The sequence below is a fragment of the Streptomyces sp. NBC_00247 genome (genome assembly GCF_036188265.1).
Classification (GTDB): domain Bacteria; phylum Actinomycetota; class Actinomycetes; order Streptomycetales; family Streptomycetaceae; genus Streptomyces.
In genome coordinates, this window is sequence record NZ_CP108093.1 from 5,184,099 (window position 1) to 5,204,358 (window position 20,260).

The 20,260-nt window shown below is 73.8% G+C and carries 20 protein-coding genes; 8 read left to right on the plus strand and 12 right to left on the minus strand.

Going from position 1 to position 20,260, the window contains the following annotated elements:
- Positions 1 to 26 precede the first annotated feature (26 nt).
- The 3 genes from OHT52_RS22570 to OHT52_RS22580 all read left to right on the plus strand — a co-directional run bounded on the left by OHT52_RS22570 (position 27) and on the right by OHT52_RS22580 (position 2,514).
- A complete protein-coding gene (locus OHT52_RS22570) occupies positions 27 to 449 on the plus strand; it encodes a hypothetical protein (RefSeq protein WP_328721996.1) in 423 nt (140 codons plus the stop codon).
- Between the two features lie 410 nt (positions 450 to 859).
- Positions 860 to 2,023: a hypothetical protein gene (locus OHT52_RS22575; protein WP_328723852.1), complete on the plus strand. Its 1,164-nt coding sequence runs from the start codon at positions 860 to 862 to the stop codon at positions 2,021 to 2,023.
- Between the two features lie 80 nt (positions 2,024 to 2,103).
- Positions 2,104 to 2,514, plus strand: coding sequence for a hypothetical protein (locus OHT52_RS22580; RefSeq protein ID WP_328721997.1), 411 nt, complete (start codon positions 2,104 to 2,106; stop codon positions 2,512 to 2,514).
- A 104-nt stretch (positions 2,515 to 2,618) separates the two neighbouring features.
- Here the strand turns inward: OHT52_RS22580 and OHT52_RS22585 are convergent, their stop codons facing one another.
- Positions 2,619 to 3,098 (minus strand): GNAT family N-acetyltransferase, encoded by a 480-nt coding sequence (locus OHT52_RS22585; RefSeq protein ID WP_328721998.1) that lies wholly within the window; start codon positions 3,096 to 3,098, stop codon positions 2,619 to 2,621.
- Between the two features lie 212 nt (positions 3,099 to 3,310).
- On the opposite strand from OHT52_RS22585, the gene OHT52_RS22590 reads away from it, so the two are divergent.
- A complete protein-coding gene (locus OHT52_RS22590; RefSeq protein WP_328721999.1) occupies positions 3,311 to 5,425 on the plus strand; it encodes a bifunctional glycosyltransferase 87/phosphatase PAP2 family protein in 2,115 nt (704 codons plus the stop codon).
- A 111-nt stretch (positions 5,426 to 5,536) separates the two neighbouring features.
- Here OHT52_RS22590 and OHT52_RS22595 read toward each other — a convergent pair whose 3' ends face one another.
- The 7 genes from OHT52_RS22595 to OHT52_RS22625 form a co-directional block, all read right to left on the minus strand.
- Positions 5,537 to 5,974, minus strand: coding sequence for a transglycosylase SLT domain-containing protein (locus tag OHT52_RS22595; RefSeq protein ID WP_328722000.1), 438 nt, complete (start codon positions 5,972 to 5,974; stop codon positions 5,537 to 5,539).
- Positions 5,975 to 6,242: 268 nt separating this feature from the next.
- Positions 6,243 to 7,157 (minus strand): ECF transporter S component, encoded by a 915-nt coding sequence (locus tag OHT52_RS22600; protein WP_328722001.1) that lies wholly within the window; start codon positions 7,155 to 7,157, stop codon positions 6,243 to 6,245.
- Complete coding sequence (locus tag OHT52_RS22605; RefSeq protein ID WP_328722002.1) at positions 7,154 to 8,947, minus strand: ABC transporter ATP-binding protein; 1,794 nt, start codon at positions 8,945 to 8,947, stop codon at positions 7,154 to 7,156. The genes OHT52_RS22600 and OHT52_RS22605 overlap by 4 nt, the downstream gene beginning before the upstream one ends.
- Positions 8,944 to 10,101: an energy-coupling factor transporter transmembrane protein EcfT gene (locus OHT52_RS22610; protein ID WP_328722003.1), complete on the minus strand. Its 1,158-nt coding sequence runs from the start codon at positions 10,099 to 10,101 to the stop codon at positions 8,944 to 8,946. Before OHT52_RS22610 ends, OHT52_RS22605 begins: the two co-directional genes overlap by 4 nt.
- Positions 10,098 to 10,832: an SCO2322 family protein gene (locus OHT52_RS22615; protein WP_328722004.1), complete on the minus strand. Its 735-nt coding sequence runs from the start codon at positions 10,830 to 10,832 to the stop codon at positions 10,098 to 10,100. The genes OHT52_RS22610 and OHT52_RS22615 overlap by 4 nt, the downstream gene beginning before the upstream one ends.
- Positions 10,829 to 12,097, minus strand: coding sequence for a prenyltransferase/squalene oxidase repeat-containing protein (locus tag OHT52_RS22620; RefSeq protein ID WP_328722005.1), 1,269 nt, complete (start codon positions 12,095 to 12,097; stop codon positions 10,829 to 10,831). Before OHT52_RS22620 ends, OHT52_RS22615 begins: the two co-directional genes overlap by 4 nt.
- A gap of 311 nt (positions 12,098 to 12,408) precedes the next feature.
- Positions 12,409 to 12,999: a TetR family transcriptional regulator gene (locus OHT52_RS22625; RefSeq protein WP_328722006.1), complete on the minus strand. Its 591-nt coding sequence runs from the start codon at positions 12,997 to 12,999 to the stop codon at positions 12,409 to 12,411.
- Between the two features lie 170 nt (positions 13,000 to 13,169).
- Between OHT52_RS22625 and OHT52_RS22630 the strand changes: the two genes are divergently transcribed.
- The 3 genes from OHT52_RS22630 to OHT52_RS22640 all read left to right on the plus strand — a co-directional run bounded on the left by OHT52_RS22630 (position 13,170) and on the right by OHT52_RS22640 (position 16,361).
- Positions 13,170 to 14,483: a glycosyltransferase family 4 protein gene (locus OHT52_RS22630; protein WP_328722007.1), complete on the plus strand. Its 1,314-nt coding sequence runs from the start codon at positions 13,170 to 13,172 to the stop codon at positions 14,481 to 14,483.
- A gap of 76 nt (positions 14,484 to 14,559) precedes the next feature.
- Entirely contained in the window at positions 14,560 to 15,291 is a 732-nt protein-coding gene (locus OHT52_RS22635) for a class I SAM-dependent methyltransferase (protein WP_328722008.1), read from the plus strand.
- Positions 15,288 to 16,361 (plus strand): prenyltransferase, encoded by a 1,074-nt coding sequence (locus OHT52_RS22640; protein ID WP_328722009.1) that lies wholly within the window; start codon positions 15,288 to 15,290, stop codon positions 16,359 to 16,361. Before OHT52_RS22635 ends, OHT52_RS22640 begins: the two co-directional genes overlap by 4 nt.
- A gap of 23 nt (positions 16,362 to 16,384) precedes the next feature.
- Here the strand turns inward: OHT52_RS22640 and OHT52_RS22645 are convergent, their stop codons facing one another.
- Positions 16,385 to 16,678, minus strand: a complete 294-nt coding sequence (locus OHT52_RS22645) for a hypothetical protein (RefSeq protein ID WP_328722010.1) — start codon at positions 16,676 to 16,678, stop codon at positions 16,385 to 16,387.
- Between the two features lie 82 nt (positions 16,679 to 16,760).
- Between OHT52_RS22645 and OHT52_RS22650 the strand changes: the two genes are divergently transcribed.
- The gene (locus OHT52_RS22650) at positions 16,761 to 17,585 is read left to right on the plus strand and encodes a maleylpyruvate isomerase family mycothiol-dependent enzyme (protein WP_328722011.1); all 825 of its coding nucleotides are present in this window, start codon (positions 16,761 to 16,763) and stop codon (positions 17,583 to 17,585) included.
- Between the two features lie 95 nt (positions 17,586 to 17,680).
- On the opposite strand, the gene OHT52_RS22655 is transcribed toward OHT52_RS22650, so the two are convergent.
- The 3 genes from OHT52_RS22655 to OHT52_RS22665 form a co-directional block, all read right to left on the minus strand.
- A complete protein-coding gene (locus OHT52_RS22655; protein WP_328722012.1) occupies positions 17,681 to 18,499 on the minus strand; it encodes a DUF5336 domain-containing protein in 819 nt (272 codons plus the stop codon).
- Positions 18,500 to 18,701: 202 nt separating this feature from the next.
- Positions 18,702 to 19,619 (minus strand): N-acetylmuramoyl-L-alanine amidase, encoded by a 918-nt coding sequence (locus tag OHT52_RS22660; protein WP_443046643.1) that lies wholly within the window; start codon positions 19,617 to 19,619, stop codon positions 18,702 to 18,704.
- A 23-nt stretch (positions 19,620 to 19,642) separates the two neighbouring features.
- Positions 19,643 to 20,230, minus strand: coding sequence for a class I SAM-dependent methyltransferase (locus tag OHT52_RS22665; protein WP_328723854.1), 588 nt, complete (start codon positions 20,228 to 20,230; stop codon positions 19,643 to 19,645).
- Between the last annotated feature and the right edge of the window lie 30 nt (positions 20,231 to 20,260).

Below are 20,260 nucleotides of genomic sequence, written 5' to 3' on the forward strand. Positions count from 1 at the left end.
CGGAACACCGACTCAGGGAGCCCGACATGGATCCGATCACGGCAGCCGTTCTGACGGCCCTCGCCGGCGGCGTCGGCGGTGACCTCGGCCGTCAGGCGTGGCAGGGGCTCACCGCACTGGTGAGGCGTCCGTTCCGGCGCGGCTCGGCGGACGACGTGCGCGCCGAGCCGCCGCCGGGAATCAGCTCGGGCGAACTGGAGATCACTGAGCTGGAGAACGATCCGGCCGATCCGCTGCGCGCCCAGGCGCTGGCGACGGCTCTCGGCGTACGCGCCGCCTTGGACGAGGAGTTCCGTGCCGCGCTCGAAGAGTGGTGGCAGGCGGCGCGGAGCGGCGCGGGCGACGGGGTGCACAACACCATCAGCGGGGGCACCCAGCACGGCCCGGTGATCCAGGGCCGCGACTTCTCGAACCTGACCTTCCACGTGCCTGAACACAGGGACCGCTGACGGTCGCCCTGACGCCCTGACGCCCCTGCGCGACCGGGCGTTCTCTCGGCGCGCGAACCTCGGGGCGGGCTCCTCGCACGTGCACGTCACGGTTGCATCGGCGTGCCCGCCGCTCAGCCCCGGCGCCGGGGCTGAGCCGCTTCGCCGCGCCCGGAAACCCGTGGGGGTTCTCCACGCCCGTGCGACGTCCCGCCCGGCTCCGCCGGCAGCACCCTGCAAGGTTCTGGCAAGGCTCCGTCGAGCCTTTCGTCCCCGCTGCGGGGCATCCCTTCGGCAGAAGCAGTTCGTGGCACTCAAGGAGAAGCCAACAGGGGGACGCCATGGCGGCGTTGAACACAACCGCGACGAGCAGATTCGACACGGACACCAACGAGGGAAGGACCACCGGGTCACGGCAGTGGCTGACTCTGGTGGGCCGTAAGAGGGTACTGGCGGTGATCCACACCGTGACGTACGGGAAGCGACTGCTGGACGTCCTTTCCCTGCTGGAAGCCGACTTTCGGCTCCAGATCGTCTTCACGGCGCCGCCGCACGACTTCGGCGACGACGTGCCTGCCTTCCTGGCAGGGCTCGGAAGCGTGGTGCTGCCGTGGGACCAGGCCGTTCGCATGACCTTCGACCTCGCCCTCGCCGCAGGACCGCGCGGCGTGCAGCACATAGACGCGCCGCTGATCACGTTGCCGCACGGGGCCAACTACCTGAAGAGAGTGACGGGGGGAGCGGAGGCGGGCGTGGCGGGTCTGCGCAGGCAGGACCTGATGCCCGGCGGTCGGCTGCCCGCCGCCGTGGGCCTTCCGCACCGTGCGGATCTGCGCGAGTTGGGGCTCAACTGCCCGGAGGCGCTGCCGCTGGCACACGTGATCGGCGATCCCGTGGCCGACCGGATCACGGCCAGCCTGCCTCTGCGTGCCGCGTACCGACGCGCGCTCGGGATCGCCGAGGGGCAGAAGCTCGTCGTCGCGGTGTCGACGTGGGGAGCGCAATCCTCCTTCGGCCGGTTCGACGCGCTGCTGCCGCGCCTGATCGGTGAACTGCCGGCGGCACGCTACCGGACGGCACTGCTGGTCCATCCCAACGTGTGGTCCGGACACGGCGCCTTCCAGGTCAGATCGTGGCTGGCGCGGTGCTCCCGGCTGGGAATCGGAATCGTGGCGCCCGGAGCGGACTGGCGCAGCGTTCTGATCGCCGCCGACTGGATCATCGGCGATCACGGCTCGGTCACTCTCTACGGAACGCTCACCGGGGCGCCGATTCTGCTCGCCACCTCGTCGGAGCAGGAGATCAACCCCTCGTCGCCGGCCGCGATCCTCGCCTCCCACGCGCCGACGCTCTCTCCCACGCACCCGCTCGTGGACCAACTGGATTACGTGGCACGGGAATATCGGCATGAGGAGTATGCCGCGATCGGATCGCGCATCACGTCGGAACCCGGCAGGTTCAACCGGAACATGCGAAGACTGATGTACGAGCTCCTGGGGCTGGGGCAGCCCGCCCACGAGCCGGAGACCGTCCAACTGCCGGAGCCTCTCCCGCTGATCGCGCGGGCACCGGGCCGCGGGGAGGTGTCGGCGTGAAGCGCTTCGTGGTGGTCCGGGCGTCTTGCTCCCGGGACGTGCTGCACGCCCGTTGCGCCGGCGCTTCACTCAGCGTACGAGTGGGTCCCGGCGGCTCCTCCCGCAAGGCGTCGGTCCTCGACGAACACCTCGTGGTGGACGTCGACGACCGCCCGGACGCCTACCTGCTGGACTGTGCCGATGTGCTCCGGGCCGGTGGGACGTACTCGCTCACCGGAGCGCTGCGCCGGCTTGCCGGGCTGACCTCGGCCCATCCGGCGTGCGGGATCGCCGCGGTGCCCCTGACCGGTACCGGAGGCGTGAGCGGCTGGGCCTTGGCCGGGGGCTCCGACCGGACCGCGGCCCTGGTGGCGAGTGGCTCGCCCCCGCCGTACCAGGGCTCGGCGGACCCGCTGCTGCTCCCGTCGTGCGCGCACGCGTGGCTGGTGGCGGGGCGCTCGCTGCGGGACTGGCCGTTCGCCCGCGTCGTGCCGCTCGACCGGGCCGCTTGAGCCGACGCCCGTACCGGGACGGCGAAGAAGGCCCGGCCGACGGCCGGGCCTTCTTGCGGTGGCGCGTGACGGGAAGCGAACCCGCGCCACCGGCACCGGCGCCCTCACAGTTCCTTGGCGAACCAGTGGTCGGCGTACGGGCCGTCGTTGTACGCCGGGATCTCCCGGAAGCCGTGCTTCGCGTACAGGCCCCGCGCCTCCACCAGATCGCTCCGGGTGTCGAGCCGGAGCAGCCGCATCCCGGCCTCGCGCGCCACGTCCTCGGCGGCGGCCATCAGCAGCCCGCCGCCCCCGGTGCCGCGGAAGGCGGGGCGTACGTAGACCCGGGTCAGTTCGGCGGTGGCCGTCGCGCGGTCGAGGAACACCCCGACACAGCTCGCGGCCACCCCGTCGAAGCGGCCCACCACCAGCCGGCCGGTGGGCGGGGCGAGCCGGTCGACGCCGTCGTCCGTCAGCCCCTCGTCGATCTCCGCCTCGGTCGCCTGCCGCTTCCAGTAACGGCTGGCGAGTTCGTCGTAGTAGTCCCGCAGCAGACGCGCCGCGTCCGGCGCGTCGAACCGCTCCGGGGTCAAAGTCCAGGTCATGGGCCGATCCGATCATCGTGCGGGGCGGAGAGGGAAGTGGATTTCGCCGACGGCGTCGGAACGCGTGGGGCCCACGGGCACCCGGGGGCGGACGGGACGGGGCGGGCAATCTTTTGGGCAAAAGCACATGAAGGTCAGGCGAAGTGGGGGTTGATGGCGTCTACCTCCGGGGGCAATGCGAGGCTTCATGAGCACGACCCGTATCCGCGGGAATGTGCGCGAAACGGCGGGAGGGTCGGCGCAGCGTGGCAAATGCGGAACACGGCGTGCGCGGGAGTGTGGCGACGGACGCGGAGGCGAGGGCCCGGACGGCCCGGATCGTGCTCTGGATGATCGTCGCCGCACTGGCCGTGCGGCAGATGACGGTGGTATTCAGACAGCCGCCGGGTGAACGGCTGACCGATCTGGAGACCTGGACCGGGGAGAACGGCGTCCTGCGCGTCAAGGGCTCCCTCTACGACACGGACCGGTTCACCGGGACACCGTTCGCGGGGCTCGTGCTGAAACCGCTGGGCGCGGCGGCGGAGCAGGCCCTCGGGATCGCCTGGACCACCGTCTCCCTGCTGCTCGTCGTCGCGCTCGGCGTCGTCGTGGCCCGTGCGCTGCCGTCCCCGGTGGGCCGCCGCACCGCGCTGTTCGCCGCCCCGGCCGCCGTCGCGCTGCTCATGGTGTCGCTGCCGGTGCGCAACGCCCTGCACCTCGGGCAGACCAGCATCCTGCCGGTGCTGCTGGTTCTCGTCGGGCTGCTGGCGGTCCGCGACCACCGGGCCCAAGGCGTCCTGGTCGGGATCGCGGCGGCGCTCCAGCCGCCCGTCCTGCTCTTCGCGGGGCTCCTGTGGCTGACCGGGCGCCGCCGTGCCGCCCTCACCGGAGGCGCCACCTTCGCCGCGCTCACCGCCGTCGCCTGGGCCGCCCTGCCGCACGACTCCTGGACCTACTGGATCCACCACGTCGCGGGAGCGGGCCTCGGCGAGCGCCCGGACGGCCTCGCCAACCAGTCGCTGCACGGCGCCCTGCTCCGCCTCGGGCTCGAAGGGCCGCTGGAGATCACCGTCCTGCTGGTCCTGGCCGCCGCCGTCGCCGTGCTCGGCCTGCGCAGGGCCGCCCGGTACGCCCGGGACGGGCAGCTGCTCCTCGCCGTCTCGGTGACCGGCTGCGTCGCCGTCGTCGTCTCCCCGGCCTCCTGGCAGCACCAGCTCCTCTGGGTGCTGCTCGCGGTGGTCGGCCGGGTCGGGAAGCGGGCCTCGGACCGGCCGGTCTGGCCCGCCGTGGTGGTGCTCGTCCTCACCCTGCCCGGCACCATGCTGCTGCCGAACATGGCGGCGCTCCACCCGGTGCGCGACAACGTGGTGCTGCTCGCCGCGCTCGGCGCCGCCTGCGCCGTCCCGTTCCTGCCGCGCACCTCGCCGTACTGGTCGGCGCCGGTCCCCACCGACTACGCCCGGCCGGTACCGGCGCGCTGGAGCCGGGTGCCGCTGCTGCCGTTCTGGCGCCGGGTGCTGACCCGCCCCAACCTGCTGCTGGAACTCCTGCTCATCCGGGTCGTCTACTCCGCGTACGCCAAGGTCCGGCTCGCCGCGACGGCGGGCCGCCCCACCGCCGAGAAACACGGCCGGCAGGTCCACTCGCTGGAGCAGTGGCTGCACATCGACGTCGAGCACTGGTTCAACCACAAGGTCGCCGGAATCGGCTGGATGCGGGACTTCTTCGACTACTACTACTCGACGTTCCACTTCATCGTCCCGCTGACCATCCTCGGCGTGCTCTACGTGCGCCGCCCCGCCGACTACCGCTGGGCCCGTTCCACGATCGGCTTCGCGACCCTCCTCGCCCTGGTCGGCTTCTGGCTCTACCCGCTGGCCCCGCCCCGGCTCATGCCGGGCCTCGGGTTCATCGACACCGTGCACGGCGTCCAGGACTTCTCCAAGCCGGACTACGGGACGCTCACCTCGGTCACCAACCAGTACGCGGCCATGCCGTCCCTGCACTTCGGCTGGTCGCTCTGGTGCGGGCTGATGATCCTGATCCTCGCCCCGAAGGTCTGGATGAAGCCGCTGGGGCTCCTCCACCCGCTCTTCACCGTCTGCGCCATCGTGGGCACCGGGAACCACTGGGTCCTCGACGCGGCCGGCGGCGCGTTCGTCGTCTCGCTCGGCTTCCTGCTGACCTGGGCCCTGGCCGGCCCGCGACGGCTGGTGCGCCCCGACCGCGAGCCCGTGGCGGGGAGCGACGGGAGACCACCGGCGGACGACGCCCGCCCGCCGGCGTTCAGCGCGGGCGGCGCGGGCAGGTCGGGCGGCGCGGGAGGCACCGCGGCGAGTACGTGACGGCCGGCGCCCGCACGGCGCCGGACGCGGACACGGCGAAGCCCGGGCCGGGACCTCGGTGAAAGAGGTCCCGGCCCGGGCTTCGTCACGCGGGCTGCTGGGCGGGCCGGCTCAGTACCAGCTGTTGGCCTGCCAGAAGCTCCAGGCGGCGCACGGGCTGCCGTAGCGGCTGTTCATGTAGTCCAGACCCCACTTGATCTGCGTGGCGGGGTTCGTCTTCCAGTCGGAACCGGCGGACGACATCTTGGAGGCGGGCAGGGCCTGGACCAGGCCGTACGCGCCGGAGGAAGCGTTGGTGGCGCTCGGGTTCCAGCCGCTCTCGTGCGACACGATGTTGCTGAAGCACTGGAACTGGGCGCTGTCACCGATCATCTGCTGCGCCGTGGCCTGCGCGCCGGTCGCGGCGGTCGTCGCGGTGGGCGTGGCTGCGGACGCCGTACCGGCGCCGAGGGCCAGACCACTGCCACCGAGGAGTACGGCGGCACCGGCGAGGACGGTCTTGCGGCCTGCGATACGGGGCTGGGCGAGGAAACGACTGGCGATCGACACGTAGAAACCTAACGTCGGGGGCAGGTGGCGTCGCGGGCCGGTTCTGTGAGTGATCCGGGCGTCCCCACCTGGGCCCTGGCGACCTGTGACGGCCGACCGGGCCACCGAGGTGTTCGGCGACGAGAACCATGGTTAGCCCCGCCGTGCGGCGGACGCAATGACCCCCCGCCGGCCCCCCGTACGACCCGCACTCGGACTCCGGGCCCTAGGTCCCGAACCCGGACATAGGGGAGTCGAGCCAGGTCAAAGGGGTCGTGCGGGGGCGGGTTCAGACCTCGGCGTCTCTACTATCCGGCTTGGGGGAGGACCAAGTACCTGTGGGTGTCCTCACTCCGCCGGGACCCTCGAATGTGACCCGGGCCTCGAAGGAAGCGCGCCGTGTCGCGCGGCGGAGCGCCCGCAGGAGTACCGGTCCCACGGCGAGGGTCAGCACCACGGTCAGGGCCGCCCGGCCCAGGTCCCAGCCGAGCGAGGTGGTCAGGCAGTACGCCAGGAAGCGGACCAGGTTCTCGTGCACCGGGTCGCCCGCCACGAAGGAGATGCCCGAGCCGAGACCGGGCACGATCGTCCAGCCGTAGAGGTTCATCACCGTGCCGTACAGCAAGGAGGCCACCGCGCCGTACGCCGCGAGCAGAGCGGTCTCCGCCCGGCCGCGCAGCCGCTCCGGCCCCGGCAGCAGCCCCGCACCCATGGTGAACCAGGCCATCGACAGCATCTGGAACGGCATCCACGGCCCCACCCCGCCGGTGAGCAGCGCCGACGCGAACATCGTCACCGCGCCCAGCACGAAGCCGAAGCCGGGGCCGAGCACCCGCCCGCTGAGGACCATCAGGAAGAACATCGGTTCCAGCCCGGCCGTCCCCGCGCCCAGCGGGCGCAGGGCCGCGCCCACCGCCGCGAGGACCCCGAGCATCGCGACCGCCTTCGCGTCCAGGCCGGCGTCCGCGATCGTCGCCACGGCCACCGCCACCAGCAGCGGCAGCAGCGCGCCGAACAGCCAGGGCGCGTCCGCCGCGTGGGCGGTGCCGAACGAGGGCCCGGCGAGCAGCGGCCAGCCGAAGGCCGCCACCCCCACCGCGCTCACCAGCACCAGCGCCACGACCGAACGCGGCCCCAGCCGGACCGCGCGGACGGGGCGGACCCGCTCGGCCTTCTCGCTTTCGGGGAGCGTGATGCCGGTCATGCGCCCGCCTCCAGGGCCGTGCGGACCTGGCTCACGGTGAGCCACTCCTGGGGGGCGAGGATCTTCGCCGTCTGCGGGGCGTACGCGGGGGAGGAGACCACGACCTGCCGGGTCGGGCCGTCCGCGACGACCTCCCCGCCGGCCAGGATCACCACCCGGTCGGCGAGTTCCGCCGCCAGCTCCACGTCGTGGGTGGCCAGGACGATTCCGTGCCCCTCGGCCGCCAGCGCCCGGAGCACCCCGACCAGGCGGGACTTTGCCGCGTAGTCGAGGCCCCGGGTCGGCTCGTCCAGCAGGATCAGCGGCGGTCGGGCGGTGAGTACGAGAGCCAGCGCCAGGGTCAGCCGCTGGCCCTCGGAGAGGTCACGGGGGTGGGTGTCGTCCGGCACTCCGGGCAGCAGCCGGGAGACGAGTGCCCGGCAGCTGCCCGCCGGAGCCCCCGCGTCGGCGTCGGCCGCCGCGCACTCGGCGGCGACCGTCTCCGCGTACAGCAGGTCGCGGGGCTCCTGCGGCACCAGCCCGACCCGGCGCACCATGGTGCGCGGGTCCGTACGGGACGGCTCCAGGCCGCCCACCCGGACCCGCCCGCCGGTGGGCGCGACCATGCCGACGAGCGCCCCGAGCAGGGTGGACTTCCCGGCGCCGTTGCGCCCCATCAGAGCCACGGTCTCGCCGGCCCGGACGTCCAGGGTCACCGCGCGCAACGCCTCCACCCGGCCGCGCCGCACCCCGAGACCCTCGGCCCGGGCCAGCGGCTCGGCGGGGCCGGGAACGGGATCGAAGCCAAAGCCGGAGCCGGTGGTACGGGCCCGGCGTGTGCGCCGGAGCCCGAAGAAACCGGTGCGCGGCGCGGGCGCCGGGTCGGGGCTCCCTGGAGCGGGGGCGTGCGCGTCGTCCACGCCGGGCGCGACTCCCGCGCCGGGCGCCAGGTCCGTGGGAGGTACGGACAGCGGCGCCGGACCTGCGGGCGACCGGTCGGCCAGCCGCTCCCGCAGCCCTCCCGCCCGCCGCCTCGCGTCGCGTACGGAGAGCGGCAGCGGGTCCCAGCCCGCCAGCAGCCCCAGTTCGGCGACGGGCGGCCGGACCGGCGAGACGGCCATGACCTCCGCCGGGGGGCCGACGACCGGCGCGGCACCGGGCGCGGGCAGCAGCACGACCCGGTCCGCGTACTGCACCACGCGCTCCAGCCGGTGCTCGGCCATCAGCACGGTCGTGCCCAGGTCGTGCACGAGGCGCTGGAGCACCGCGAGGACCTCCTCGGCCGCCGCCGGGTCCAGCGCGGACGTCGGCTCGTCGAGCACCAGCACCTTCGGGTGCGGGGTCAGCACCGAACCGATCGCGACCCGCTGCCGCTGGCCGCCGGAGAGCGTGGCGATCGGCCTCTCCCGCAGCTCCGCGAGCCCCAGCAGATCGAGGGTCTCCTCCACCCGGCGGCGCATCACGGCCGGGGCGAGGCCCAACGACTCCATGCCGTAGGCGAGTTCGTCCTCGACGGTGTCGGTGACGAAGTGCGCCGACGGGTCCTGGCCCACCGTGCCCACCAGATCGGCGAGTTCACGCGGCTTGTGGGTGCGCGTGTCCCGCCCGCCGACCGTCACCCGGCCGCTCAGCGTCCCCCCGGTGAAGTGCGGAACCAGGCCCGGGACCGCGCCGAGCAGTGTCGACTTGCCGACCCCGGAAGGGCCGACCAGCAGCACCAGCTCCCCCTCGGGCACGGTCAGATCGACGCCCGACAGGGTGGGCTCGGCCGCGCCCTCGTACCGCAGGGAGACCTGCTCGAACCGGATCACTGGTCCTCCTTCGGATGCGGCGGCACGGCAGCCGGACGCGGGGGCACGGGGGCGGCGAACGCGGGCAGCAGCCCGATCAGGATGCCCGCGGCGGGCCACAGCGGCAGCACCGGCGGGACCGGCGGGACGACGCCGGGCCGCAGCGCCGCCGGGTCCACCGAACCCGCGCGGATCATCACCGCGGCCACCAGCACGCCGGACCCCGCCACCAGCCAGGCCCGCACGTCCCAGCGGTCGGGCCGGTACCGGGTGCGCACCGAGCGCCGCCCGCCCAGGCGCAGCCCGCCCGTCGCCGCGACCAGGCCCGCAAGCAGCAGCGGCAGCCCGTAGACCGCGCCCTCCGCGGCGAGCAGCCCGTACGTACCGGCACACACCCCCAGCAGACCGCCGAGGGTGAGGACGTTCGTGGTGTGCCGGACGCGGGCGGGTACCCGGGCGGTCCGCCCGTAGCCGCGCGCGTCCATCGAGGCGGCCACCGCCACCGACCGTTCCAGCGCGCCCTCCAGCACCGGCAGACCGATCTGGGCGACCGCCCGGACACCGCCGGTGGGACGGCCCCGCAGCCGCCGGGCGGTGCGCAGCCGCGCCACGTCCGCGACCATGTTCGGCGCGAACGTCATGGCGACGACGACCGCGACCCCCGCCTCGTACAGCGCGCCCGGCAGCGACTTCAGCAACCGGGCGGGACTGGCGAGGGAGTTGGCAGCGCCGACACAGATCAGCAGGGCGGCCATCCGTGCCCCGTCGTACAGCGAGAAGAGCATCTGCTCCCCGGTCACCCGGCCGCCGATCCGGACGCCCTCGGCCCAGCCGGGCAGCGGCACCTCGGGGAGGGTGAAGAGGGTGTGCGTACCCGGGATCGACGACCCCAGGAACGCCGAGAACAGCAGCCGCACCCCGACGACGAACAGACCCAGTTTGACGAACGCCCCGTACGACCGGGCCCACGGTGCGTCCGTACGCCGTGCGGCCACCACGTAACCCGCCACCCCGACCAGCAGCCCGAGCAGCAGCGGGTTGGTGGTGCGGGACGCGGCGGTCGCCAGACCCAGCGCCCACAGCCACCACGCCCCGGCGGGCAGCGCGTTGCTCCGGTGCCCCCCGGGGGCGCGCAGGCCGCGCAGGCGTCCCGTGGCGGCGGGAAGGCGGCTCATCGCCGGCGGCGGGCCTGGAAGACGGCGGCGGCGCCGAGGACCACGACGGCACCGATCCCGGCGAGCACACCGACGGACGGACCACCACCGTCACCGTCCGCCGACCCGCCGGACGGAGCGGCCGAAGTGGCCGGAGAGCTCGCGGAGGCCGCGGTCCCGGTGGGCGCCGGTGAGGCGTCGCCCGCGATCTGCTCGCCGCAGCCGCTCTGCGGGTAGCCGGAGATGGCGCAGAGCAGCGCCGCGCTGTCGTACCGCAGCGGCTTCGCGACCGAGGCCAGCGCCTCGGCGGTGCTCGCGTCCGGGGCGACCCGGGCGCAGGCGGTGCGCGGCGCGGGCGGCTGCTCCCCGGCGGGGGCGTCGGCCGCCGTACCGGGGTCGATGACCAGGGCCACGCGCTTGCTGCCGTCCTTCGCGGGAGTGTCCCCGCAGACGGCGGCGAAGTCGGGGGCGCGGCGCGGCCGGGCCGCGTCGCCGGAGTCCTCGCTCACCGCGAACCGGAAGCCCTGGACCGCCCCGTCGTCCGGGCGGACGAGGGACGGCCCCTGGGTGGCGTACGTCCACCGCGAGCCGTCGCCCTCCCAGAAGGACCAGTAGCGGTACCCGGCGGCCTCGGCGGTGCCCGCGACGCAGAACGACACCGCCGCCGCGAGCGCCGTCAGCAGGGCGAGCGCCACCGCACGGCGGACGCGGCTTCGTCGCGGCGGCCGGCTCAGGAGCCCGGGGGCGGTCACCGGCCGCCCTTGTCCTTGCGCCGGTTGCTGAGCAGGAAGCCGATACCTGCGCCGAAGGCCAGGCCGACGCCCACCAGCCACCACACGCTGACCCCGGAGTCGTCGTCGGTGGCGGCGGCGGACGCGGAGGCGGGGGTCGGAGTGGGCGAGGGGACCGCGGTCGCGGCGGGCGCCGGGCCGGTCGCGTTGAGCTGGGCGACGAGGTCGGCACCGCCGAAGTCGCGGGCGTCGGTGCCGGTCGCGTGCGCCGCGAGGATCAGCTGCGCGTACGCGGCCGGGCCGGACTGCTTCGCCCAGGCGGCGGAGTTCTTCTCCAGCCAGGTGACGGCGGAGGCGGCCTTGTCGCGGTGGCCGGACGCGGCGAGCGCCACGACGGCGTCGGCGGTGTTGCCGAAGTCGGGCTGCGGGTCGGTGGTCTCCGCACCCGGCATGGGCGCCTGGTCGAGGTGGCCGGAGGCGGCGAGCGCGGTGGTCAGCCAGTGCGCGCCGTTCTGGGCGACCTGCTCGGTGGTGAGGCCGGTGCCGGTGGTGCAGACGGGGGCCTTGCCGGCGTTGGAGCTGCCGGCGGCCAGGCCCTTGCCCATGGTGCCGAGGACCGCCGCCGCCGTGGCGTCCGCGTTGGCGGCCGGCTTGCCCTTCTTGACCGGCTGGTAGGCGAACGCGCCGCCGTCCTCGTCGCCGCACGGCAGCGCGAGGGAGCGCAGCAGGTCGTACGGGGTGTGCCCGGCGGACGAGGTCACGTCGGCCAGCTTCTTGCCCGCACGGGCGAAGGCGCCGGCGACTATCGCGGTCGAGTTCGCGTCGCTCGGGCTGCCGGCGGAGTAGCCCCAGCCGCCGTCGTCGTTCTGCACGGACGCCAGCCAGTCGATGCCGTTCTCCACGGCCGCCTTCTCGCCGGTCAGCTCGGCGAGCGCCTGCACGGCGGCGGCGGTGGCGTTGGTGTCCGTCATCGTCTTGGCGTCGCACGGCTCGCGGAAGTCCCGGTAGGAGGCGAAGGCACCGCTGTCGCACTGCTGGAGCTTCAGCCAGTCCACCGCCTCCACGGACGGGGTGACGTACTCGATCTTCTGGGCCAGGAAGGCCAGCGACTGGCGCCAGACACCGTCGTACGTCGGGTCCGAGGTGCCGTACAGCCCGGCGTGCGGGTCGGAGGGCACGGTGGGGGAGGCGGAGGGCGACGGGGAGTCCGCCAGCGCCGCCGGGGCGGCGAACGCCAGGAGCACGGCGGTGGACGCGAGCGCGGCTGCGCCGCGGCGTACGGTCATGACTGGCGAGGGCCTCTCCTGCGGGGGCCGGGCGCGGGCACGTGTCCGTGCCGGGCTCGGCTCCGTCTGTGGCGACGGATGCGGGCCACCGGACGTCCCGGCGGCATCGGCCGTTCCTGCCCGCGCACCGGATTCCGCCCGTAGCGCGGGCGGTTCACGGACGGCTACGGCCCGGGTGCGGACCGGGGCCGGGCGGGGGTGCGGTACCGGTCCGGTCCGGTTTCCCCCGTACGGGCGTGATGAACGACGGGTTCACTCTACCGGGGGAGCCGGGAGCCGCCCCGGGGGCGGTCGGCCGCAGGGCCCGCAGGTCACGGGTCGAGCAGCCGGCAGACCGTCTCGATGTCGGTGCGCACCTGCCCCGCCGGGGCGCGGCCGGAGAGCCAGGAGGCGAGGGCGCAGTGCCAGGTGTGCTCGATCACCCGCACCGCCGACAGCTGTCCGGTGTCCGGGCCCGTCAGCCCCGCCGCGTCCAGGACGACCTCCCGGACCAGCCGGGAGACCGCGTCCGCCTCCGCGCGCACGCTCCGGTCGGCGCACGTCCAGGCCCGCAGCATGGCGTCCGCCAGCTCCGGTTCGCGGCGCAGCGCCCCGAAGGTGCGCAGCAGGGTCGCGGCGGCCCGCTCGCCGGGGGTGGCCCCGGCCGGCGGGTGGTCGGCCAGCGTGGTGCGGAGCAGCCGCAGCCGGTCGTGGAGGGTGGCGACCAGCAGGTGCACCTTGGACGGGAAGTAGCGGTAGAGGGTGCCGAGAGCGACCCCGGCGGCCTCCGCGACCTCCCGCATCTGCACGGCTTCGAAGCCGCCCCGCCCGGCGAGTTCCGCGGTGGCGTCCAGGATGCGGGCGCGGCGGGCCCGCTGGCCCGCGGTGAGGGGGAGTGCCGGCGGCCGGGCGTCAGCGGTCATGGGCACCCTCTTCCCCTCCGTGCCGTGGCGCGAATCACCTGATCCGGTCGTCGCGCCGACGCTACCTGCCGGTAGATTCGATCCTCATTGGACGGGCCGGTCTGAAACTTGTTCCAGATTATCGGCAGCGGTTACGCTCCGGCGAAACGCAGTGACGAAGGGGGCCGGGAGTGACCGCTGAGGCCATGAGGACGGACCCCGGCGCGGGACACGGCGCACCCACCGGGCCGGACGACCGCCCGCTGCGGATCGCCCTCCTCACGTACAAGGGCAACCCGTTCTGCGGCGGCCAGGGCGTCTACGTGCGTCACCTCGGCCGCGAGCTGGCACGCCTGGGCCACAGCGTTGAGGTGATCGGCGCCCAGCCCTACCCGGTGCTCGACGCGGGCGTCCCGCTCACCGAACTGCCCAGCCTCGACCTCTACCGGCAGCCCGACCCGTTCCGGACGCCCGGGTGGGGCGAGTACCGCGACTGGATCGACCTCGCGGAGGTCGCCACCATGTGGACCGGCGGGTTCCCCGAACCGCTCACCTTCTCGCTGCGAGCCGGACGCCATCTGCGCTCCCGGCGCGGCGAGTTCGACGTGGTCCACGACAACCAGACGCTCGGCTACGGCCTGCTCGGCGACCTCGGCGCCCCGCTCGTCACCACCATCCACCACCCCATCACCGTCGACCGCCGGCTCGACCTGGCCGCCGCGCCGACCCGCCGACGCGCCCTCTCCGTACGCCGCTGGTACGGCTTCACCCGCATGCAGAAGCGCGTCGCCCGCCGGATGCCGCACGTCCTCACCGTCTCGGGCTCGTCGCGCCAGGAGATCGTCGACGACCTCGGGGTGCGCCCCGACCGCGTCGACGTCGTCCACATCGGCGCCGACACCGACCTCTGGTCGCCCGACCCGTCGGTCCGTGAGGTGCCCGGCCGGATCGTCACCACCTCCAGCGCCGACGTCCCCCTCAAGGGGCTCGTCCACCTCGTGGAGGCGCTCGGCAAGGTCCGGGCCGGCCACCCCGGCGCCCACCTCGTCGTCGTCGGCAAGCGCGCCGAGGACGGCCCCGTGGCCCGGGCCATCGAACGCCTCGGCCTCGCGGACGCCGTCGAGTTCGTCAAGGGCATCAGCGACGCCGAACTCGTCGACCTGGTGCGCGGCGCACAGGTCGCCTGCGTCCCCTCGCTGTACGAGGGGTTCTCGTTGCCCGCCGCCGAGGCGATGGCCACCTCCACCCCGCTCGTGGCCACCACCGGCGGCGCGATCCCCGAGGTCACCGGCCGCGACGGGGAGACCTGCCTCGCCGTGCCGCCCGGTGACCCCGACGCGCTCGCCACCGCCCTCACCCGGATGCTGGACGACCCGGAGCTGCGCGCCCGGCTCGGCGCGGCCGGCCGTGACCGGGTACTGGCCAACTTCACCTGGGCCAGGGCGGCGGCCGGCACCGCCGACCTCTACCGCCGGGCCATCGCCGCCCGGGGCGTCCGCGGATGACCCCCCGCGACGGCTCCGCCGACTCCGCCACAGCCTCCGCTCGTGCCCGTACCACCGACCTCGAAGGCAGGCCCCCGTGCTGACCGTCGACTTCACCCGCTTCCCGCTCGCCGCAGGCGACCGTGTGCTCGATCTCGGCTGCGGCGCCGGCCGGCACGCCTTCGAGTGCTACCGGCGCGGTGCCCAGGTCGTGGCCCTGGACCAGAACGGCGAGGAGATCCGCGAGGTCGCCAAGTGGTTCGCCGCGATGAAGGCCGAGGGCGAGGCCCCGGCCGGCGCGACCGCCACCGCCATGGAGGGCGACGCCCTCAACCTGCCCTTCCCCGACGCCTCGTTCGACGTCGTCATCATCTCCGAGGTGATGGAGCACATCCCCGACGACAAGGGCGTCCTCGCCGAGATGGTCCGCGTCCTCAAGCCGGGCGGACGCATCGCGATCACCGTGCCCCGCTACGGCCCCGAGAAGGTCTGCTGGTCCCTCTCCGACGCGTACCACGAGGTCGAGGGCGGCCACATCCGCATCTACAAGGCCGACGAACTGCTCCGCAAGATCCGTGAGGCCGGACTGAAGCCGTACGGCACCCACCACGCCCACGCGCTGCACTCGCCGTACTGGTGGCTCAAATGCGCCTTCGGCGTGGACAACGACAAGGCCCTGCCGGTCCGCGCCTACCACAAGCTGCTGGTGTGGGACATCATGAAGAAGCCCGCGGTGACCCGGGTCGCCGAGCAGCTGCTCAACCCGGTCGTCGGAAAGAGCTTCGTGGCGTACGCGACGAAGCCGCACCTCCCGAAGGCAGAGGCGTGACCCTCCCCGAACGGACCGAACACCTCGTCCTGCCCGGCGTCCTGACGTCGGATCAGGCATCCGAGACCGTCGCCGCGCTGCTCGCCGTGCAGTGCGAGGACGGCGCACTGCCCTGGTTCCGCGGCCATCACCTGGACCCGTGGGACCACACCGAGGCCGCGATGGCCCTCGACGCCGCGGGCCGGCACGAGGCGGCGGAGCGCGCCTACGAATGGCTGGCCCGCAACCAGAACCAGGACGGCTCCTGGTACGCCGCCTACCACGACGGCGACCCGGAACGGCCGACCGACCGCGGCCGGGAGTCCAACTTCTGCGCCTACGTGGCCGTCGGCGTCTGGCACCACTACCTCGCCACCGGGGACGACGCGTTCGTCGACCGGATGTGGCCGATGGTCTTCGCGGCGATCGAGTTCGTCCTCGGGCTCCAGCAGCCCGGCGGCCAGATCGGCTGGAAGCGCGAAGTGGACGGCACCGCCGTCACCGACGCGCTGCTGACCGGATCGTCCTCGGTCCACCACGCCCTGCGCTGCGCCCTCGCACTCGCGGAGCGACGCGAAGAGCCCCAGCCCGACTGGGAGTTGGCGACCGGGGCGCTGGCCCACGCCATCGCCGAGCACCCGGAGCGGTTCCTCGACAAGAGCCACTACTCGATGGACTGGTACTACCCGGTCCTCGGTGGAGCGGTCACCGGCGCCGAGGCCCAGAAACGCATGGACGAGCGCTGGGACGAGTTCGTCGTACCCGGCCTCGGGGTGCGCTGCGTGCTGCCCAACCCCTGGGTCACCGGCGGCGAGAGTTGCGAACTCGCCCTGGCGCTCTGGGTGATGGGTGAATCCGACCGGGCCCTGGAGATCCTCCAGTCCATCCAGCACCTGCGCGAACCCGGCGGGCTCTACTGGACCGGATACGTCTTCGAGGGCGAACGCGCCTTCTGGCCCGAGGAACTCACCACCTGGACCGCCGGATCACTGCTGCTCGCGGTGGCCGCACTCGGGGGGGACGAGGCGACCACCGCCGTCTTCGGAGGAGAGCGGCTTCCGAGGGGCCTGGAGCCCGACTGCTGCTCCTGACCTGGCCGGGGGGCCGCCGGAACTCACGTACGACGCAGACGGCCCGCCACCGCGTGACCGACGAAGAGGTAGACGGCGGCGGCCAGGCCGTATCCGGCGACCACCCGCGCCCAGGCCTCGTCGAAGGTGAACAGGTCGTACGACCAACCGGCCAGCCATCGAGCGGAATCCTGGACGAACTGCACCAGTTCGTTGCCCCTGTTGGCGTCGAACAGGTACATCAGGATCCACAGAATGATGATGAAGGCCATGACGTCCGCGACGACGGCGATCGCACGCCCCGCGGTACTGCTTCCTGAGCCTCGTCTGTAGGACATGCACACCGGATTGCCGCTGTTTCCGGCCTGAAACCCTCCGGGCGGACGGCGCCGCCTTCGCGACGCGCTTGAGGATGCCGGGATGACCGCGCTCAGCCACGAACGCTACTGCGACGAACTCATGCGCCAGAACGACCGGTTGAGGTCCGTCCTCGACGGGGCGGACCTCGCGGCCAAGGTTCCCACCTGCCCCGGATGGACTCTGCGTGATCTCGCGGCGCATGTCGGAGGGGCCCACCGGTGGGCCGGCGAAATCGTACGGACGAGGGCGACGGAGGAACTCGCCGACGAGTCGGTCCCTGGCTTCGAGGGTCCGGACGTCGAGGGCCCGGACGTCGAGGGCCCGGACGGGACGCCTGACGGCGACGGGCACCGGGCCGCCCTCGACGCGTGGCTGGCCGAAGGCGCGGCGGCGACGGCGGCGGCGCTGCGGGAGGCCGGGCCCGACGCGGCCGCCTGGAGCTGGGGAGGGGACGCCCGGGCGGCCTTCTGGGCCCGTCGCGTGACCCACGAGACCGTGGTGCACCTGGCGGACGCCGCCCTCGCCACCGGGGCCGTGTACACCCAGGAGCCGGAGGTCGCCGCCGACACCATCGACGAGTGGCTCTCCACCGTCCTGCACGCCCAGCGGAGCGGCGACCCCGAGGCCGCCGAACTGCGCGGCGGTGGACGCTCCCTGCACCTGCACGCCACCGGCCTGCCCGATGTCGGACGGCTCGTCGAATTCCATGAGGACGGCCTCACCTGGCGGCACGCCCACGCCGAGGCCACCGTCACCGTGCGGGGCACGCTCACCGACCTGATGCTGCTCATGAACCGCCGCATCGCACCCGGCGCCGACGGCCTGGAGGTGCTCGGCGAGGCGGCACTGCTGGACTTCTGGCTCGCACGCACGTCCTTCGGGTGAACGGAGCCGCACTTCCCGTGAGGTGACGGAACGCGAAGGCCCCCGGCCGCTGAACTCCCGCGGTCGGGGGCCTTCGTGGTGGACGAGCGGGCGGATCAGCCGCGCTGGATGCCCGAGGTGTCCTGCAGGACGCCTCGACGACCGTCCTGCGTCTGCGCGATCAGGGTCTGGCCGCGCTGTTCGACCGCCAGGTACCAGGTACCGGGGGCCAGTTCGGCGATCTGGCCGGACGAGCCGTCCTCGCCGTACAGCGGACGGGGCACCGGCACCGCGAACCAGAACGGCGCGAAGTCGGCGGCCGGCGCGGCACCGCCGGACTGCGGGGCCTGGGCGGCCTGCGGGGCCGACTGCGCACCGAACGGCTGGGGCTGTCCGGGCTGCGGCGCCCCGGCCTGCGAGCCGTAGGGCTGCTGGCCCGGGTAGCCGTACCCCTGGCCCTGCGGCTGCGCGCCGTACGGCGACGGGGTGGCCGGAGCCGGCCGGGGGCCGGACGCGAGCGGAGCCTTGAGCGCGGGAACCAGCGGTCCGGCGACCGCCGCACCGGCGAGCACCAGGGTGGCCAGCAGGCCGAGGATCAGCCCGGCACCCGCGTCACCGGCGTCGATGGTCGTCCAGAACGCGGTCCACAGGGCGAAGACGGTCAGGGCCACGCCGAACTGCCCGAGGTCCAGACCGACGATCTTGCGGCCCGGCGTCGAGCGGCTCACGATCAGCAGCGCCGCTCCGATGACACCGGCCAGGAAGATGCTCATGAGGAGCGAGAGGGAATCCCAGGCGCTCGCGCTGTCAAAGCCCGAGCAGTCGACGCCACGGGGGCAGTCGTAACCGGAGAGGTCGAGGAAGGAGGCGATGAACAGCACGACCGCTGCTCCGATCACCACGCCGTCGCCTCTAGTGAGGGATCGGATATTCACGTGAAGGTCCTTAGTCGGTCGTCTCGTCGGGGACGGTCGTCGCTGCGCCAGGGGCTCTCCCGCAGACGCGCCGAGAAGCCCGGGGCGGCTCCCCATCGTACGGATGAATCTATCGTCTGCCCGGGCGGGTTGGCCCCCGGCTTGCAGGACGGGCCGCCATCCCCCCGATATCACCGCAGAGCTACCCCGCGGCGGGGCGGAACTACCCCTTCAGATACAGGGCGATGCCGTCGCTGATCCCCTCGGCGGCCCGCCGGCGCCAGCTCGCGCTCGTCAGCAGAGCGGCGTCCTTCGGATCGCGCATGTTGCCGCACTCGATGAACACCTTCGCGACCGTGGACATGTTCAGCCCACCGAGATCGTCGCGCACGTCCAACCCCGTTCCGCCACCGATGTAGTTGGACGGCGCGCTCCCGGTGGCCGCCGCGAACCTGCCCGCGATACGGGTCCCCAGGTCCCGCGAGGGGGCCACGATCCGCGAGGTGTCCGCCGCCCCGTCCCGCACCAGTGCGGGCAGGATCACGTGGAACCCCCGGTTGCCCACGGCCGAACCGTCCGCGTGGACGGAGACCACGGCATCGGCCTTCGCCGCGTTGCCGATCCGGGCCCGCTCGTCCACGCACGGACCGTACGGGCGGTCGTCGTCGTACGTCAGGACCACCTTCGCGCCCTCGGCCTCCAGCAGGTCGCGCATCCGGTGGGCCACGTCCAGCGTGAACCGGGCTTCCGCGTAACCGGCGTCGGTGGACGTCCCGGTCGTGTCGCACTCCTTGTGGCCCGTACCGATGTCGACCTGCCGGGCGATCTCACGGGTGTGCTCGTGGTTGTGCGGGTTGTGACCGGGGTCGATCACCACCGTGCGGCCCGTGAGCGGACCCTTGCGCGAGGGCTTCGCGCTCCCGTCGGCCGCCGGCGCCGACGCGGCCGGCTCCGGGGCGGCGGAAGGTGCGGCGGTCGCCGGTGCCCCGGCGCGCGGCTGCGCCTTCACCTCCGTGCCGCCGCACCCGGCGAGGGCCGGCAGGCAGAGGACGGCGAGCGCGGTCAGCCCGGCGGCGCGGACCGGCCGGCGGGCCGCGGGGCGTGCGGCGGGCGGGGTGGGGGGAACGCTGGTGTACTGCACGCGGGCGATGCTACCGAGGCTCCTCAGATCCCCTGCCCCGTGCGCCGCAGCACGCGCAGCGAACCGGTCACGGAGATCTCGGTGAACGCGCCGGAGGAGAGAGCCCGTTGATGCACCCGGTACGGGGCCTGTCCGCCGTCCGCCGGATCGGGGAACACGTCGTGGATCACCAGCAGACCGCCCTCGGCGAGGTGCGGCGCCCAGCCCTCGTAGTCGCCGCTCGCGTGCTCGTCGGTGTGCCCGCCGTCGATGAAGACGAACCCGAGCCGACCGCCCCAGACCGCCGCGACCTGCGGGGAACGCCCCACGAGTGCCACCACGTGGTCCTCGAGACCGGCCGCGTGCAGGGTCCGGCGGAAGGTGGGCAGCGTGTCCATCCGGCCCACCTCGGGGTCGACGAGGGACGCGTCGTGGTACTCCCACCCCGGCTGCTGCTCCTCGCTGCCCCGGTGGTGGTCGACCGTGAGCGCGGTCAGCCCGGCGGTACGGGCCGCGTCGGCGAGCAGGACGGTGGAGCGCCCGCAGTAACTGCCGACCTCCAGGAGCGGCAGCCCGAGCCGCGCGGCGTCGACGGCCGCCGCGTAGAGCGCCAGCCCCTCGTGGACCGGCATGAACCCCTTGGCCTTCCCGAAGGCGGCCAG

Excerpts from the sequence above, each read along its gene's own strand:
- OHT52_RS22570 (WP_328721996.1), top strand. The coding sequence starts at position 27 with ATGGATCCGATCACGGCAGCCGTTCTGACGGCCCTCGCCGGCGGCGTC.
- OHT52_RS22645 (WP_328722010.1), bottom strand. The coding sequence starts at position 16,678 with ATGTCCTACAGACGAGGCTCAGGAAGCAGTACCGCGGGGCGTGCGATC.
- OHT52_RS22590 (WP_328721999.1), top strand. The coding sequence starts at position 3,311 with ATGTGCGCGAAACGGCGGGAGGGTCGGCGCAGCGTGGCAAATGCGGAA.
- OHT52_RS22620 (WP_328722005.1), bottom strand. The coding sequence starts at position 12,097 with ATGACCGTACGCCGCGGCGCAGCCGCGCTCGCGTCCACCGCCGTGCTC.
- OHT52_RS22650 (WP_328722011.1), top strand. The coding sequence starts at position 16,761 with ATGACCGCGCTCAGCCACGAACGCTACTGCGACGAACTCATGCGCCAG.
- OHT52_RS22625 (WP_328722006.1), bottom strand. The coding sequence starts at position 12,999 with ATGACCGCTGACGCCCGGCCGCCGGCACTCCCCCTCACCGCGGGCCAG.
- OHT52_RS22585 (WP_328721998.1), bottom strand. The coding sequence starts at position 3,098 with ATGACCTGGACTTTGACCCCGGAGCGGTTCGACGCGCCGGACGCGGCG.
- OHT52_RS22610 (WP_328722003.1), bottom strand. The coding sequence starts at position 10,101 with ATGAGCCGCCTTCCCGCCGCCACGGGACGCCTGCGCGGCCTGCGCGCC.
- OHT52_RS22600 (WP_328722001.1), bottom strand. The coding sequence starts at position 7,157 with ATGACCGGCATCACGCTCCCCGAAAGCGAGAAGGCCGAGCGGGTCCGC.
- OHT52_RS22665 (WP_328723854.1), bottom strand. The coding sequence starts at position 20,230 with ATGCCGGTCCACGAGGGGCTGGCGCTCTACGCGGCGGCCGTCGACGCC.